This is a genomic window from Plantactinospora solaniradicis, from assembly GCF_042658085.1.
Taxonomy (GTDB): Bacteria; Actinomycetota; Actinomycetes; order Mycobacteriales; family Micromonosporaceae; genus Plantactinospora; species Plantactinospora solaniradicis.
The window spans coordinates 16858-31927 of the sequence record NZ_JBHSPR010000006.1 but is presented as its reverse complement, the minus strand read 5'-3'; the positions used below and the strand labels follow the sequence as shown (position 1 = coordinate 31927).

14 protein-coding genes are annotated in these 15070 nt (G+C 70.4%); 6 read left to right on the top strand and 8 right to left on the bottom strand.

From position 1 onward, the window contains the following. Window positions 1-10: 10 nt before the first annotated feature. The 3 genes from ACFP2T_RS05725 to ACFP2T_RS05715 form a co-directional block, all read right to left on the bottom strand. On the bottom strand, window positions 11-817 hold the full coding sequence (locus tag ACFP2T_RS05725; RefSeq protein ID WP_377418092.1) for an AfsR/SARP family transcriptional regulator: 807 nt from the start codon (window positions 815-817) through the stop codon (window positions 11-13). Between the two features lie 105 nt (window positions 818-922). Beyond that, window positions 923-1624 (bottom strand): polysaccharide deacetylase family protein, encoded by a 702-nt coding sequence (locus ACFP2T_RS05720; RefSeq protein ID WP_377418090.1) that lies wholly within the window; start codon window positions 1622-1624, stop codon window positions 923-925. Then, a complete protein-coding gene (locus tag ACFP2T_RS05715) occupies window positions 1621-2622 on the bottom strand; it encodes a glycosyltransferase family 2 protein (protein ID WP_377418088.1) in 1002 nt (333 codons plus the stop codon). Before ACFP2T_RS05715 ends, ACFP2T_RS05720 begins: the two co-directional genes overlap by 4 nt. 279 nt (window positions 2623-2901) lie before the next feature. Between ACFP2T_RS05715 and ACFP2T_RS05710 the strand changes: the two genes are divergently transcribed. Genes ACFP2T_RS05710 through ACFP2T_RS05700 form a run of 3 tightly spaced genes read left to right on the top strand, consistent with a single transcriptional unit; the run spans window position 2902 to window position 6373 of the window. After that, the gene (locus ACFP2T_RS05710) at window positions 2902-4215 is read left to right on the top strand and encodes an aspartate aminotransferase family protein (protein ID WP_377418243.1); all 1314 of its coding nucleotides are present in this window, start codon (window positions 2902-2904) and stop codon (window positions 4213-4215) included. After that, window positions 4209-5228 (top strand): NAD-dependent epimerase/dehydratase family protein, encoded by a 1020-nt coding sequence (locus tag ACFP2T_RS05705; protein ID WP_377418086.1) that lies wholly within the window; start codon window positions 4209-4211, stop codon window positions 5226-5228. Before ACFP2T_RS05710 ends, ACFP2T_RS05705 begins: the two co-directional genes overlap by 7 nt. 59 nt (window positions 5229-5287) lie before the next feature. Next, window positions 5288-6373: a UbiA prenyltransferase family protein gene (locus ACFP2T_RS05700; protein WP_377418084.1), complete on the top strand. Its 1086-nt coding sequence runs from the start codon at window positions 5288-5290 to the stop codon at window positions 6371-6373. On the opposite strand, the gene ACFP2T_RS05695 is transcribed toward ACFP2T_RS05700, so the two are convergent. After that, complete coding sequence (locus tag ACFP2T_RS05695) at window positions 6370-7563, bottom strand: RNA-guided endonuclease InsQ/TnpB family protein (RefSeq protein WP_377418082.1); 1194 nt, start codon at window positions 7561-7563, stop codon at window positions 6370-6372. The genes ACFP2T_RS05700 and ACFP2T_RS05695 overlap by 4 nt on opposite strands. A 134-nt stretch (window positions 7564-7697) precedes the next feature. On the opposite strand from ACFP2T_RS05695, the gene ACFP2T_RS05690 reads away from it, so the two are divergent. The 3 genes from ACFP2T_RS05690 to ACFP2T_RS05680 are packed head-to-tail and all read left to right on the top strand — an operon-like array spanning window position 7698 to window position 10893. Continuing rightward, window positions 7698-8711, top strand: a complete 1014-nt coding sequence (locus ACFP2T_RS05690; RefSeq protein ID WP_377418080.1) for a glycosyltransferase family 2 protein — start codon at window positions 7698-7700, stop codon at window positions 8709-8711. Beyond that, window positions 8708-9766, top strand: a complete 1059-nt coding sequence (locus ACFP2T_RS05685; protein WP_377418078.1) for a glycosyltransferase family 2 protein — start codon at window positions 8708-8710, stop codon at window positions 9764-9766. Before ACFP2T_RS05690 ends, ACFP2T_RS05685 begins: the two co-directional genes overlap by 4 nt. Beyond that, on the top strand, window positions 9763-10893 hold the full coding sequence (locus tag ACFP2T_RS05680; RefSeq protein ID WP_377418076.1) for an endonuclease/exonuclease/phosphatase family protein: 1131 nt from the start codon (window positions 9763-9765) through the stop codon (window positions 10891-10893). Before ACFP2T_RS05685 ends, ACFP2T_RS05680 begins: the two co-directional genes overlap by 4 nt. Here ACFP2T_RS05680 and hisD read toward each other — a convergent pair. From hisD to ACFP2T_RS05660, 4 genes are read right to left on the bottom strand one after another with little or no spacing between them, the layout of a single operon-like run. Further along, a complete protein-coding gene (hisD, locus tag ACFP2T_RS05675; RefSeq protein WP_377418074.1) occupies window positions 10877-12235 on the bottom strand; it encodes a histidinol dehydrogenase in 1359 nt (452 codons plus the stop codon). The genes ACFP2T_RS05680 and hisD overlap by 17 nt on opposite strands. Window positions 12236-12255: 20 nt before the next feature. Beyond that, window positions 12256-13098 carry a PIG-L deacetylase family protein gene (locus ACFP2T_RS05670; protein WP_377418072.1) on the bottom strand — a complete coding sequence of 281 codons (843 nt, stop codon included), beginning with the start codon at window positions 13096-13098 and terminating at the stop codon, window positions 12256-12258. Window positions 13099-13145: 47 nt separating this feature from the next. After that, window positions 13146-14234: an alanine racemase gene (locus tag ACFP2T_RS05665; RefSeq protein WP_377418070.1), complete on the bottom strand. Its 1089-nt coding sequence runs from the start codon at window positions 14232-14234 to the stop codon at window positions 13146-13148. After that, window positions 14231-15064 (bottom strand): amidohydrolase family protein, encoded by an 834-nt coding sequence (locus tag ACFP2T_RS05660; protein ID WP_377418068.1) that lies wholly within the window; start codon window positions 15062-15064, stop codon window positions 14231-14233. The genes ACFP2T_RS05665 and ACFP2T_RS05660 overlap by 4 nt, the downstream gene beginning before the upstream one ends. Window positions 15065-15070: the final 6 nt, after the last annotated feature.

The following is a 15070-nucleotide window of genomic DNA, read 5'->3' as shown; positions in this document are numbered from 1 at the left end:
GCGGGAACGGTCAGACCGGGACCCGGCGCTCCCACCACGGCCGTACGCTGACCGGCTCGCTGCGCAACAGCCGGCGATGCAGGTCCTGCAACCGGTGGCCGGGCTCGACACCGAGCCGGTCGGCCAGGGTGACCCGGGCGTCCTCGAACGCGGTCAACGCCTCCGCCCGGCGCGAGGTCTGGCCGAGTACGACCAGCAGCAGTTCCCAGAGCCGTTCCCGCATCGGCTGCTCGGCCAGCATGCATCGCAGCTCCGAGACGAGGTTCTCGACGTCGCCGAGCAGCAGCCGTACTCCGGTGCTCTCCTCCACCGCGTCCTGGCGCAGTTCGGTGAGGCGGATCCGTTCCGCCTCCGCCAACGGACCGGCGGCCTCCTGGAGGGCCAGCCCGGACCAGCGGGCCAACCCCTGCTGGAAGTAGCAGAGCGCCCGGGACAGGTCGCCCTGGGTACGGGCCGCCCGGGCCACCTTGACGTCCCGCTCGAACAGCGTGATGTCGACCGCCTCCGCCGGCAGCTCCAGGGTGTACCCGGGACGGGTGGAGCGGAGCACCCGGGCCAGCGCGGGCGGTCGTCCGGGATGTTCCAGCACCCGACGCAGCCGGCCGATGTAGGTGTGCACCATGTTCTCCACCGAGTCGGGCCGGCGTTCGCTCCAGATCGCGTCCACGATCTGCGGCACCGACAGCACCATGCCGCTGCGCAGCGCCAGCACCGCCAGCACCTCGCGCTGCCGTGGCGTGCCCAGGTAGAGCGCTGTACCACCCCGGGCGGCCCTGATCGGACCCAGCAGCAGAATCGACAGGTCATCCTCTGGCATGGCCGTACTCCCCCCAGACCGTCGGGCCGCGCTGCCCGGTTTCGCAGTTATCGGTGCCTCGCCGACCTGGCGGCCGCGACGGGGCGAGGCGGATCCGCATGGGCGTCACCTACCGGCCGCCGCCGGGATGACGAACCGCAGTCCCCGGTCGAGCAGCCGCGGCAGGGCCGCCTCCAGGGCCGCGACGGTCTGCGACCGGTCGCCGCCGCCGTCGTGACAGAGCAGGACGTGGCCGGCTCGGCTCCGGCACAGCGACCGGGTGATCCGGTCGACGCCGGGACTTCGCCAGTCGCTCGGATTGACCGTCCAGTCCACCGGCACCAGGCCGGACTCGGCGGTCGCCCGCAGGACGTCCCGCGACCAGTTCCCGCCGGGGGCCCGGAACAGCCGTGGCTCGACTCCGGTGGCGTCCTCGATCTCTCGTTGGGTGGCGGCGATCTCGGTGCGTACCGAGGGTGCGGGCAGCGCCGCGAACGGCTGCGGATGGGACATCGAGTGGTTGCCGAGGACGTGTCCGGCCGCCAGGATGCGTCGGGCCAGGTCGGGGCGTTCCCGTACCCGGGCTCCGACGAGGAAGAACGTGGCCCGGATCCGGTGCCGGGCGAGCAGGTCCAGCATCCGGGGCGTCCACTCGGGATGTGGGCCGTCGTCGATGGTCAACGCCACGCTCTGCCCCGGCACCCCGAACACCGGCCAGTGCCGAGCGCCGAGGGCCGGTCGAGAGCACCGGAACTGGACCGCACGGACGCCGAACAGCAGGTAGTGCAGCGTCTGGGCGTACCCGACCCGTACGAGACGCCCGCTCATCGGCCCGGTCTCGCGGTGGCGACCCGGGCTGGGCCGAAGTTCCGGTCCACGAGGTGGCGCAGTCCACCGACCACGGCACCGGCGAGCACGGCGAGTTGGACCAGCAGATGGACTCCGTAGAAGAACACCGCGAAGCCGGGGCCGCGCTGGCGGGTCACGAACCGGAGCAGGCCCGGGTCGGCGAGGACGAACAGGACGAGGAGGGCGAGCGGTACGGCCAGCAGTGTGGGATCGAGCAGCCCGAGCGGTACGGCCGGCGGCACCAGGCCGGCGCTGAGCAGCCCGACGGGGCCGTTGGCGCGGATCCCGGCCGGCCCGCGTTCGGCCAGCGCGACCGGGATCAGCAGTTGCGAGCGCCCGAACTGCTTGCGGAGCAGCCGGCCGAGGTGGCTGTCGTCGTCGTGCCGGCACACCACACTGTCGGTGAGCACGATCCCGTGCTCCTCGGTCATCCGGTCGCCGAGCTCGACGTCCTCCGAGGCCCGGAGGTTCTCGTCGAAGAGCCCCACCTCGGCGAAGACGGACCGGCGGATCACGCAGACCGCGAACAGGGTGGTCCGGACCCGGCCCACGTTGCGCAGCCGCCAGTAGTGCCCGTGCAGCAGCCGGTACGCCTCGACCGGCCCGTCGTCGAAGAGTGGTCGGACCGCGTAGATGCCGTGTACGCAGGCGACGTCGGCGTGCTCGCGGAGGATCGCCAGCGCGTTGGCCAACGCGTCCGGCTCCGGCGCGCAGTCGGAGTCGACGAAGAACAGCAGCTCACCGGTGCTGGCCCGGATGCCCCGGTTGCGGGCGGCGGCCGGTCCGGTGTTCCGGTCGGACTCCAGCAACCGGCACGGGAAGTCGGCGGCTACCTCCCGGGTGTCGTCGGTGCTGGCGTCGTCGACCACGATCACCTCGGTGACCGGATGTCGCTGTGCGTAGACCGCCGCCAGGCAGGCGCGCAGGGTCTTGGAGCCGTTGTGTACGGGGATGATGACCGACACCGTCGGCGACATGTGCAGCACCTCTAGCCCGGAACGCGGAGAATCTGTTAGGGACATTGACATGTGGAGATTGGCTTGTCGCGACCAAGTTATCTAGCGGGTTGTCGGCTGGCAAGCGTTGCCTTACGTAATCCAGGTCGTGTCCAGTGCCGATCCAGTCAAAACTCAACGCCAATCGGATAGCGTCACGGCATGTCCAATCTGGTCAGCCTGTCCGATTGCGAGCGGCTCACCGTCCGCGAGGTGCACGACCTCTATCGCCGTTACGTCAACTCCAGCCAGGTCAGCCTGATGACCTCGTTCGGTTTCGGCCGGGAATTGGTCGAACGTGCCGAAGGCGCATATCTGCTGCTCCGCGACGGCCGACGCATCCTCGACCTCACCGGAGGCGTGGGCGTGCTCAACCACGGCCACAACCATCCGCGCATCCTGGCCGCCCGGCAGCGGTTCGCACGGGACCGCCGGATGGAGGTGCACAAGACGTACTTCTCCCCCTATCTCGCGGCGCTCGGGCACAACCTGGCGCAACTGCTCCCGGGCGACCTGCGGATGTCGTTCCTGCCCAACTCGGGTGCCGAGGCGGTCGAGGGCGCCGTGAAGCTGGCCTACAAGTACCACGGTGGCCGCCGCGGAACCATCCTCCGGGCGGACTGCGGATTTCACGGAAAGCTCCTGGGCTCGGGTGGTCTGACCGGGCAGCCACAGTTCGATTTTCCCACCATTCCGGGCATTGCAACATTTACCTATGGCGACCTGGATTCCGTCCGTGCGGCCGTGGCGGCGCACGCCGGTGACGTCTACGCGCTTGTCGTCGAGCCGTTCAGTGCCTCCACCATTCAGTGGTGCGACGAAGAGTTCCTCCGTGGCGTCCGCGACCTGTGCGACCGGCAGAACATCGTGCTCATATTCGACGAGATCTACACCGGTTGGGGTAAGACCGGCAGCCTGTTCTACTTCATGCGCTATCCGGGACTCGTACCGGACGTTCTTACCACATCAAAGTCGTTCGGCGGCGGAAAGTCATCGATCTCTGCATTCGTCGCCCGGGAGAAGGTTTTCCGGAAGGCGTACGACAACCTGACCGACGCGCTCCTGCAGAGCACCAGCACCACGTACTACGGCATGGGCGAGGAATGCGTCACCGCGATCGAGGCGATCAACATCGTCGTGGAGGACGACTACCCGGCCCGGGCCCGCGAGCTGGAGCTGGTGCTGGAGCCGGCACTGGCCCGGCTGGCGAAGGAGTTTCCGGACGCGGTGGGGCGGGTCGCCGGCGCGGGTGCGCTCTGGGGCGTACAGATCGACGGCGGGCCGAAGATCCTCGACCTGGTAGCCCGGCTCGCCCCCGCCGGGATGGCCAGGGACCCGAGATTCAAGGCGAAGCTGGTCACCTGTGCGGTGATCAACGCGCTCTACCAGGACCACGACATCTTCACCTACTACACCCTCAACGGCCGCAACCCCCTGATCATCGGGCCGTCACTGGTCACCGATCCCGCCGACGTGCAGCGCGGCACCGACGCGCTCGCCGAGGTGCTCGACCAGGGGCTCAGTCGGCTCGTCACCCGGTTCGTCGCCCAGAAGGTGGGGTCCACACTGTGGTGATCACCATCACCGGTGCCGCCGGCATGCTCGGCTCCCGGCTGGTCCAGCGGCTGACCGCCGACGGGCACGAGGTGCGCGGCGTCGACCTGCGGGCCGAACCCGGCGTCACGGTACGCGGCGACATCCGTGACCGCGAGGTGATGGACCGGGCCACCGCCGGGGCGAACGTCGTGATCCACTGTGCGGCGGCACTGCCCAGCTATCCCGCCGCGCAGATCCGGTCCATCGTGGTGGACGGCACGGATGCGGTGTTCGACGCGGCGAGCCGGGCCCGGGTGGACCGGATCGTCCACATCTCGTCGACCGCCGTGTACGGGCTGCCCCGGCAGGTGCCGACGCCGGAGGAGCATCCCCGGGAGCCGGTCGACACGTACAGCGCGGCCAAGGCGGCAGCCGAGGAGATCGCCGAACGGCACCGGGGCACCGGCCCGCCGGTGGCGATCCTGCGGCCGAAGACCTTCCTCGGGCCGGGCCGGATGGGCCTGTTCGCGATGCTCTTCGAGTGGGCCGAGGAGGGCCGGAACTTTCCGGTACTGGGGCGGGGCGACGTACGGATCCAGATGTTCGCCGTCGACGACCTGGTGGACGCGGTGGTCACCGTACTGGCCGCGCCGGACGAGGTGGCCGACGACACGTACAACCTGGCCGCGCAGCGGTTCCGTACCCTGCGCGAGGACTTCCAGGCGGTGCTGGACGCCGCCGGGCACGGCAAGCGGGTGGTCGGCGTACCCGCCCGGCCGGCGCTCGCCGCGCTCGGCCTGCTGGAGCGGGCCCGGCTCTCGCCGGTGTACGGCCGGTTGCTGCACAAGCTCCGGCACGACTCGTACGTCAGCGTCGACAAGGCCCACGAACGGCTCGGTTTCACCCCGAAGCTCTCCAACCAGGACGCCATCCTGCGCACCTACGAGTGGTGGCGGGCGGAACGGCACCGGACGGGGCCGGTCCGGGGCGGCCGGACCAGCCGTGACCCGTGGCGGCAGGGCGCCCTGGCCCTCGCCAAGATCTTCTTCTGACCGGTGTCGATGGTGACGGGTGTCGATGATGACCTGGAGTCGATGATGACCTGGAGGCGATGGTGACCGCCGTCGAGGCCGCGATCGCGCGGGGCGTCGAGAGCGCGGTCGACCGAAACGTCGTTGCCGTGGTCGACGAGAGCATGGTGGCCGTGGTCGACCGGGCCGTCGGGCCCACGAGCGGGGCGCCGGCCGGGTTCCTCGCCGCGGTCCGCCGACTCCGCGACCTGGCCCGGTACCTCCTCGCGCTGGTCGGGGACCTGATCGTGCTGGCCCGGCCCGGTCACGCGGTCAAGAATCTGCTGGCCGTGCCGCTGGCGCTGGTCGACGCGCCGCACTGGACCGGAGCGACGCTGCTGCGGACCGGCTGGGCCGTGCTGGCGTTCTCGGTGGCCGCATCGTTGATCTACGTCGTCAACGACATCGCCGACCGCCGGCTCGACCGGACGCATCCGGTCAAACGGCACCGCCCGATCGCCGCCGGCCGGATCACGGTGCCGGTGGCCGGACTCTTCGCGGCCGGGCTGGCCGGGCTGCTGGCGACGGTCGTGACCACCGGGCCCGACCTGCCGTGGTGGCCGCTGCTGGGCTACCTCGGGCTCAGCGTCGCCTACAGCCGGTGGTGGAAACACCTGCCGCTGCTGGACATCTGCGTGGTCGCCGCCGGCTTCGTGCTGCGGGTCCTCCAGGGGTACGCGGCCAGCGGCGCGGCCCCGTCCGGACTGCTGCTCACCGCCGTCTTCGGCGGCTGTCTGGTCCTCATCCTCGGCAAGCGGCGGCACGAACTGACCGTCGCCGGGGTGGCACACCGGCCCGCACTTGCCGGATACAACCTGCTCCTGGCCGACCACCTGCTCGGGCTCAACGCCGCGCTGACCAGCACCACGTTCCTGCTCTACCTGAACACCGACGCGCCGCTCGGCGCCTGGCGCCCGGTCACCCTGGCCGTCGTCGTACCGCTCGGCCTGCTCGCCGCGTTCCGCTACCTCCAGACGGTGCTGGTCCGCCAGGCCGGCGGCGATCCCATCCGGGCCCTGCTCCGGGACCGGATGATCGTGGCCAGCGCCGTCCTGATCGCCACCACCCTGACCGTGGCGGAGATCGGTGCCCGCTACCCGAACCTGCTGAACTGGATGGACACTTAACGCTTTCCCACGGCTGGAAGCCGGGGGATTTCTGGCTCAGACCGCACCCGAGCACCATCCTGCGAGGAGGTGATCGCATGTCTCACGTCGTCGGCACCAGCACGGTCACGCTCTGCCGTGGCGAGGATCGTCCTCGCGGCGTTCCGGTCGCGGCAGGCGGTGTGTCCGCAGGTGTCGCACCGGAAGACTCTGACACCCAGCCCGAGGCGGTTCTTGGCTCTCGTACCGCACTGCGAGCAGGTCATCGTGGTGTAGGCGGCCGGCACCAGCACCACCTTCCGGCCCGCCCGCGAGCCACGCTCGACCAGTTCCCGCTTCGCCGCCCCGATCGCCGCGTCAGCGGCCTTACGCGCCATCCGGGATCCGGCGAGGAATCTCGGTTTGAAGTCCTCCACGGCGATCGTCGCGTGGTTGTCGACGACCTTCTTCGCCCAGACCCGGGCGTCGTGGATGTTCTGCCGAGCCGCCCTCTTCGCCACCTTCGCCGCCTGGCGTTTGGCGCGCAGGTAGCCGTTCGACGGCCGGGCGCCCTTCACCCGACGACGCCCGGCCATCCGACGCTGCGCCTTGGCCAGTTCGGCGGCACACCGTTTCCGATGGCCGAGGTACGGCAGATCGTAGACGGCATCTGTCGTGGTCGCGGTCGTCGCCACACCCCAGTCGACACCGATCGCCCCCTTGACCTCGGGCGCGGGCGTGGTGTCGCGGCGCACGACGAAGGACGCGTACCAGTGTCCGAGGCGGTCCTGGTAGACCCGGACGCTGGTCGGATCGGCCGGCAGCTCGCGGGACCAGACGACGGGAATGCTGACGCCGCCGGGCAGCCGCAGCCGCTGGTCGCGGATCGAGAACCCACGCGTGGTGTATTCGAGGCTGGGCAGGCTGTCCTTACGCCGCTTCGGTCTCGGCCGGCCCCGTCCCTTCACCTTGAAGGAGTGCTGAAGGGCCAGAGCGTAGGTACGCAGCGTCTGCTGCTGCGCGACCTGGGACCCGTCCCGCAACCACGACGAACGAGCCCGCGCCTCGGTCAACAGCTTCGACAACCTGCCGAAGGTAGGTTTACGGCCGGTCTTGTACTGGTGGACGGCCTCGTTCCACAACCAGCGACACCGCCCCCACTCGCCAAGCAGCGCGGCTTGCGCGGTCGCGCCGGGACGCAACCGGTAGGTGTACCGCACCGTCTCGCCCACACCCGCAACCATCCCAGCCACATCCGACAGTTTCGCCCACACGGAGGAGTCGACAACATGCCGAGAACAACCACCGCGCTTGACCGCCCTTTCCTCCCAATGGCTGAAGCCAGAGGTTTCTCGGGCGGCTCTTGATGAACAATCCACTCGTCTCGGTGATCGTGCCGAACTACAACTACGCCGGTGCCCTCGGCCTGTGCCTCGGCTCGCTCCGCGAACAGACCCATCCGAACCTGGAGATCATCGTGGTGGACGACTGCAGCACCGACGACTCGGTCGCGGTCGCGCGGTCGTACGGCGCCCGGGTGCTGCGTACGCCCCGGAACTCCGGACCGGCGGCGGCCCGCAACCTCGGCGCGGCGAACGCGACGGGAGAGATCCTGTTCTTCATCGACTCCGACGTGGCCGCGAAGCCGGACGCGGTGGCCAACGCCGTGGAACTGCTCGGCGCCGACCCGGAGATCGGCGCGATATGCGGCAACTACGATCCGGTACCGCTGGTCCGGGACAGCCTGCTGGAGGAGTACCGCTGCCTCCAGCAGTCCTACTGGCTGATCGCCGACGAGGGCCGGATCATGACCCTCTACACCGCACTGCTCGCGATTCCGGCCCGGGTCTTCGCCGAGATCGGGCCGTTCAACCCGCGACTGCGGGAGACCGAGAACGCGGACTACGGCATGCGGCTGGCCCAGCGGTACCAGATCTGGCTCTCGCCCCGGGTACGCGGCGTGCACGACCACGACCACGACCTCGGGGTGCTGATCCGCAAGGTGTTCACCCGGACCGCCCTGCACATCCCGATGTACGCCCGCAAGCCGGAGTTCCCCGGCGGGCTCAGCAGTGGCCCCCGGGCCTGGGTGAGCGTCGCCGCCCTGCTGACCGTGCTGACGCTGGCACTACCGCTCCTCCTCGGTCCGGCGTACCTCGCCGTGCCACTGGTGGCCTTCGCCGCCTGCCTCGCCGGTGACCTGCCGATGTACCGGTTCGTCTTCCGGGAGCGCGGGACAGTCTTCCTGGGATACTTCGTCGCGATGCACTTCCTGCTGAACCTGGTGATCGCCGTCGCCGCGTTGTCCGGGGCGGTCGCCTGGCTCGCCTCGCGCCGGTTCCGTGGCCTCTACGACCGGCCGGAGGTGGCTACCCGATGACCCCGGAGGACTTTCCGACCAGCGGTCGACCGCGCGTCTCGGTGATCGTGCCGAACTACAACTACGCGGAGTCGCTGGACCTGTGTCTGCGGTCCATTCTGGACCAGACGTACCCGGACATCGAGATCCTGATGGTGGACGACTGCAGCACGGACCAGTCGGTGGCGGTCGCCGAGGCGCTCGGCGTACCGGTGGTGAGCACCGGGGTCAACGGCGGGTGCGGCCGGGCCCGCAACATCGGCGCCGCGCACACCCGGGGCGAACTCCTCTGCTACGTCGACTCCGACCTCGTCCTGGCCCCGGACGCGGTGGCCAACGCGGTACGGCTGATCCAGGCCGACTCCCGGATCGGCGCGGTCTGCGGCATCGAGGATCCCGAACCGCTGCTGCACGACACGGCGGTGGCCCGATATCGTGGCCTGCAATATCACTACTGGTCGATCAGCTCGGAAGGTGACGTGTCGTTCCTCTTTCCGGCCGTGTGCGTGATCCGGCGTGACGTGTTCGACGAGATCGGCCCGTTCAACCCGGCACTGCGGCACACCGAGGAGGTCGACTACGGCTATCGGCTGACCCGGCGCTACCGGCTGGTGCTCACCTCCGGGGTACGCGGCCGGCACGACCACGACCACCGGCTACCCGGCCTGCTCCGCAAGCTGTTCCACCGGGGCCGGCTCCGCATCCCGCTCTACGCCCGGGCCCGCCGGTTCGGGCAGGGCTTCGAGACCGCCGCCCGGGCCTGGGGCAGCCTGGCCGCGTTCGCCGTGCTGCCCGCGCTGGCGGTGCCGGTTCTGGTCGGCCCGTGGGGGGCGGTCGTCCCGATCGCGCTGCTCGCCGTCTCGCTCGGTTGCGACGCCGGCATGTACGGCTTCGTCCGCCGCCGGCACGGCCTGCCGTTCCTGCTCTACTTCGCCGTGCTGCACTTCCTGGTCAACGTCACCATCACGGCCGGGGTCGCCACCGGAGCGGTGCAGTGGCTGGCCTCCCGGACCTTCCGGCAGCTCTACGACGCCTCCTTCCCCGTCGAGGGAACCGCGTTGCGGGGGACGGCGTGACGGTCTCCGCGCCGGAGACCCGGGTACCGGTCGGCATCGCGCCCCGGGCCGCCCCTGCGACGCGGCGGCGGCGCGGTTGGCGGTGGTGGCTCTACATCGGGCTGGTCGCCGCGGCGGCGCTATGGCTGGCGTTCACCGTGACGCACCTGGTGCTCAGCGGGCAGTGGTGGCTCTGGCTCGTGGTCGACGCCGTACCGCCACCGGCCTTCCTGGTCGTCCCGCTGCTGCTGGGCACGGCCGCCGCGCCCTGTCGGCGCTCGCGACGGCCGGTGGCGCTGCTCGCCGCCGCCGCGCTGCTGCTGGGTGGGCCGCTGTCCGGGGTGAACGTCGACGGGCTGCGGGGCGCGGACGGTCCCGCGCCCCGGGACGCGATCCGGGTGTTCAGCTGGAACACCGGGTACTGGGACGAGGGCGGGCAGACCGCGGCCATGCACGAACTGCTGCGGACCGCCGACGCCGACGTCTACCTGCTCCAGGAATACTGGTACGCGTACTCGGCGGGCCCGGCCGAGTCCGCGCTCGACCGGTTGCGGGCCGAGTTCCCCGGTTTCCACCTCGCGGTGGTCGGCGAACTGGTCACCCTCTCCCGCTTCCCGATCGTGCGGCGGATTCCGCTGGAGGCCCCGGACATGCCGGAACCGGCGGCGGGCTCGGCCGACCACTGGCGGTACAAGGTCCTGCGTACCGACCTGGACCTGGGACAGGGTCGGGTGTTGTCGACGTACAACCTGCACCTGCCGGTGCAGTTGTCGCCGGACCACAGCCTGCTGGACCGGGACTTCTACCGGATCGTCCGGGAGCAGCACGCCCAGCGTGAGCCACAGTGGCGGGCACTGGCCCGGGACGTGGCGGCCAACCCGAACCCACGGTTGGTCGCCGGCGACTTCAACACCAGCCCGGTGATGGGCGACCTGGCCAAGGTGCCGGACGGGCTACGCAGCGCCAACCACGCGACGTCGTCGCCCTTCCCCGCGACCTGGTCCGACACCTCCGGCTGGCCCCGCTGGTGGCAGTTGGACTGGACCTTCGTCTCCGCGACGGTCCGGGTGCACTCCTACCGGATCGGCGGCGGGACCGGTGGCCTGTCCGACCACCGGTCCCAGCAACTCGTCATCTCGACCCGGTGACCTCGTCTTTCTCGCCCAGATGGTCCAGAGTCCAGACGTCGGCCGGGGCCCAGGGCAGGGGGTCGCCGGCGTACTTGTGGGCGCGGACGTCGCCGGAGCGGGCATGGCCCTCGAACAGCTCGACCCGGGCCGCCCGGCCGCACAGCCGGCCCAGTGCGACGCTCGACTCGCGACTGGTGACCTCCTGGTAGGTGACCGTCTTCAGGTACTTCCCGACCCACAGACCACCGGTGTAGCGGGCCGCGCCCCTGGTGGGCAGGGTGTGGTTGGTGCCGATCACCTTGTCGCCATACGACACACACGTTCCCTCGCCGAGGAAGAGGGCACCGTAGTCGCGCATGTGGTCGAGAGCGTCACGCGGCGACTCGGTGAGGACCTGTACGTGTTCGGCGGCGTAACCGTTCGCCAGCTCGTACGCTTCGGGGATGTCCGCGACCACCGCGACCTCGCCGTGGTCGCGCCAGGCCGGTGCGGCGAAGTCCCGGGTGGGCATGCCGGGCAGGATCCGCTCGATCAGTTCCATGACCCGCAGGGCCAGCGGCTCCGAGTCCGTGATCAGGATGGCCGGCGAGTCGGGGCCGTGCTCGGCCTGACTGAGCAGGTCGACGGCGACCACGAACGGGTCCGCCGCGCCGTCGGCGACGACCAGGATCTCGGTCGGGCCGGCGAACAGGTCGATGCCGACCTCGCCAAAGAGCTGGCGTTTGGCCTCCGCAACATAGGCGTTGCCGGGGCCGGCCAGCAGGTCGACCCTGCCGATCGTTTCGGTGCCCAGCGCCATCGCGGCCACCGCCTGCGTCCCGCCGAGCAGGTAGATCTCGTCGGCGCCGGCCAGGTGCAGCGCGGCGACCGTCGCCGCCGGGACCTCGCCGTGGATCGGCGGCGTGCAGGAGGCCACCCGCCGGACCCCGGCCACCTTCGCCGTCACGACGGTCATGTGCGCCGACGCCACCAGCGGGTAGCGCCCGCCGGGCACGTACGCTCCGGCCGCCGAGACCGGGATGTTCTTCTGGCCCAGGAACACACCGGGCTCGATCTCGGCCTCGAAGTCGCGCAGCGACTCCTTCTGCCGCCAAGCGAAGTCGCGTACCCGGGCCTGCACGGTCTTGATGTCGGCAATCGCCTGCTCCGGCACGCTCGCCACGATCCGCTCGATCTCCGCATCGCCGAGCCGGAACGACTCGGGCGACCAGTTGTCGAACTTCTCCGAATATTCCCGGACCGCCGCGTCGCCGCGGGACCGGACGTCCGCGATCACCGCCGCGACCGTTTCGCGTACGCCCTGGGACCGGGCGTCGTCGTGGGTCACCCGGGGTGTCGACTTGAGATAGCGCGCCGCCATGGTCACCAACCTCCAGATATCTACAGCGGGTACGTCGCCCGCAGGTTGACCCGGCTGTAGCTGATGTGCCGGGTCAGCACGTCCTCGTTCCGCGCGGCCTCGGTGACCGGCAGCAGCGGGTGGGTCTCGTTGTTCATCCGGTAGAACGCCTCGGCGAAGTTGACGCCGGCCACCCGGCCGTTCTCGCCGTTGTTGGACTCGATCAGTTTGCGCGCGAACAACCCGGAGTAGCCCTGGCTGTCGAAGCAGTCCATCGCGGCGACCTTCTTGTCGACGACATCCGTGATGTCGATGTAGACGTCGTTGCGCAGCCCGTAGAGGCTGAGCCCGTCGCCGGCCATCACCGGCAGCGAGGTGAAGAAGACCTGCTTGACGTGGAACTCCGCGCGGTCGTCCAGGTTGCGCAGGAACGCGCCAGCGCGACCGAGCGCGGCCAGCACGGTCACGGTCGCGACGGTGTGCATGTTCGCCGCCGCCACCGGGTTGACCGGGTAGTCGCAGATCACCACGTCCGGCCGCTCGATCGCGAGCTGCTCGGCGACCCGGTCGATCACGTCTTCCCGCAGCGCGGCGTAGTTGTCGTCCAGGTCCAGGGTGATCACCCTGGAGATGCCGACGATCTCCGCCGCCCGTTCCAGCTCGCCCTTCTTGTGGGCGACGATGTGGTCGAGGTCGGCGTCGGTGATCGAAGTGTCCGGCCGATCCTTGCGCCACTCCTCCGCGTAACGGTTGGCGTGGATCCGTCCGCCGTGGGTGAGGATCAGCGCGACCACCTCGTCACCCGCGGCCGCGTGCCGGGCCAGGGTGCCGCCGCAGTTCGTGATCGTGTCCGCCGGGTGGGCGTAGAGGGTCATGACCTTCATGGCTGTCACCAAACGTGAAATGCCGTTCCATGTCAAGAAGAACCGGGTCAGTAACGGGCGGAGATCTCCCACCGCTCGACGGCGAGAGCACCGCGGACCGCGTACAGGTGGCTCCACATGTTGGTCGTGCCGCAGGCATGGTTGGGCACCAACCGCACCAGGTCGCCCACCACCAGCGGGACCGCCCCGGTGTCGTGCAGGAAGCCGTGCTCCTCGTTGGCTTCCGTAAAGGTGACACCGGGCCGGTTGAGCAGTACGCCGACCGCGCCCGCCGCGGCGATCGCGTCGGAACTCATCGCCTTGACACCGGCGTCGATGATCGGCCGCCCCGGCCGCTGCACGGACGCCACCCGGGCGAGGACGGTCTGCGCGCACTGGTCCGGTGTGCAACTGCCGAGCCGGGTCTGGTTGGCGTCGAAGTAGACGTAGGTGCCCGGCCGGCCCTCGGTCACCCCGGCCACGAACGGCGCCGAGGTGGCGCCGGGCGTCGAGCCGACGGAGACCATCTCGACCGGAAAACCCGCACTCCGCAACGCGTCGGCGACCCCGACCAGCAGCGTGCCGGCCGCGGCGCCGGCCCGTTCGAGCGCGGTCCGGTCGGCGAGCGCGGAGACGTGCCCCTCGTGGGTCAGCACGCCACGCAGCCGCAGGCCGGGCAGCGCGGCGATCGCGGTGGCCGTCGCGACCGCCTCCGGCGGCTGTACGCCGAGCCGGGCGTGCCCGGTGTCGACCTCGAGCACGAACGGCACGGTGACCCCGGCGGCCGTGGCCGCGGCCGACAGCGGCCGGGCGGCCTCCACCGAGTCCAGCGAGACGGTGAGCCCACCACCGTGCTGGGCGATCGCGTCGACCACGAATGCGACCTTGCGCGGCCCGATCGGGATGTGTGCCCAGAGCAGGTCGGCGACGCCGCGCCCCTGCAACCAGGCCACCTCGGCGGCGGTCGAACAGGTGAAGCCGGTCGCACCGGCGGCGAGCTGCCGGCGGGCGACCTCCCAGCACTTCGAGGTCTTGATGTGCGGGCGCAGCGCGACGCCCGCGGCCGCGAACGCACCGGCCATCGCGTTGATGTTGCGCTCCAGCCGGTCGAGGTCGACCAGCAGCGCTGGGGTCGGCAGCGCGGCCAGCGGGATCATGCCAGCCCCAGCGCCGCGCGCGGGTCGCCGTCGAGCAGCCATTCGACGGTCTCCGGCCTGATCGCCGGCAACCCGGCCGGGCGCATCTCGGCGAGCGACCGCAGACCGGCCACCGCCTCGGCCGGAGTCCACATCGGAAAGTCGGAGCCGAACAACAGCTTCTGCGCCACGCCCCACTCCTGGGCCCGGACCAGCGCCATGAACCCGTCGAGCGGGCGGGCCCAGGACGCCGACACGTCGCCGAAGACGTTGCGGCTCTTGCGCAGCACCACGATCGTCTCGCGCTGCCACGGGTGGCCGAGGTGGGCGATGATCTGCCTGAGGTCCGGGTGCCGGCGGGCCACGTCGTCGACCAGCAACGGGTTGGTCAGCTCCAGCCGCCCCTCCGGGCTGGGCGTGGTGCCCATGTGCCAGAGCACGATCAGCCCGGCCTCGGTCGCTGCCCTGAAGAACGGGTCGTGCGCCTCGTCGCGCGGGTCGAAGTGGGCCAGCACCGGGTAGAGCTTCACGCCGCGCAGGCCACGGGCGATGCCGTCGGCGAGTTGGTCCAGAACGTCGGCGTCGGAGAGGTCGAGCGCCATGAAACCGATCGTGTCGGTCGAGGTACCCGCGCAGAACTGCTCGACGTACTCGTTGGGGGTGATCACGCCGGCCCGGGTGGCCCGCATGCCGAACACGAACGCCAGGTCGACACCGGCCGCCGCCATCGCCTCGTCGTACTGTTCCGGCGTGCGGTCGGCGTACTCGTGGCCGTAGACCGGCTGCCAGTTGCGGTGCCACTCGCAACCCCAGTGCTCGGCGAGATGGCAATGGGTGTGTACGTCGATCATTCGCTG

Bases quoted from the DNA above. Each gene is read 5' to 3' on its own strand.
- ACFP2T_RS05725 (WP_377418092.1), bottom strand. From the start codon at position 817: ATGCCAGAGGATGACCTGTCGATTCTGCTGCTGGGTCCGATCAGGGCC.
- ACFP2T_RS05720 (WP_377418090.1), bottom strand. From the start codon at position 1,624: ATGAGCGGGCGTCTCGTACGGGTCGGGTACGCCCAGACGCTGCACTAC.
- ACFP2T_RS05715 (WP_377418088.1), bottom strand. From the start codon at position 2,622: ATGTCGCCGACGGTGTCGGTCATCATCCCCGTACACAACGGCTCCAAG.
- ACFP2T_RS05710 (WP_377418243.1), top strand. From the start codon at position 2,902: ATGACCTCGTTCGGTTTCGGCCGGGAATTGGTCGAACGTGCCGAAGGC.
- ACFP2T_RS05700 (WP_377418084.1), top strand. From the start codon at position 5,288: ATGGTGACCGCCGTCGAGGCCGCGATCGCGCGGGGCGTCGAGAGCGCG.
- ACFP2T_RS05690 (WP_377418080.1), top strand. From the start codon at position 7,698: ATGAACAATCCACTCGTCTCGGTGATCGTGCCGAACTACAACTACGCC.
- ACFP2T_RS05685 (WP_377418078.1), top strand. From the start codon at position 8,708: ATGACCCCGGAGGACTTTCCGACCAGCGGTCGACCGCGCGTCTCGGTG.
- hisD (WP_377418074.1), bottom strand. From the start codon at position 12,235: ATGGCGGCGCGCTATCTCAAGTCGACACCCCGGGTGACCCACGACGAC.
- ACFP2T_RS05670 (WP_377418072.1), bottom strand. From the start codon at position 13,098: ATGAAGGTCATGACCCTCTACGCCCACCCGGCGGACACGATCACGAAC.
- ACFP2T_RS05665 (WP_377418070.1), bottom strand. From the start codon at position 14,234: ATGATCCCGCTGGCCGCGCTGCCGACCCCAGCGCTGCTGGTCGACCTC.
- ACFP2T_RS05660 (WP_377418068.1), bottom strand. From the start codon at position 15,064: ATGATCGACGTACACACCCATTGCCATCTCGCCGAGCACTGGGGTTGC.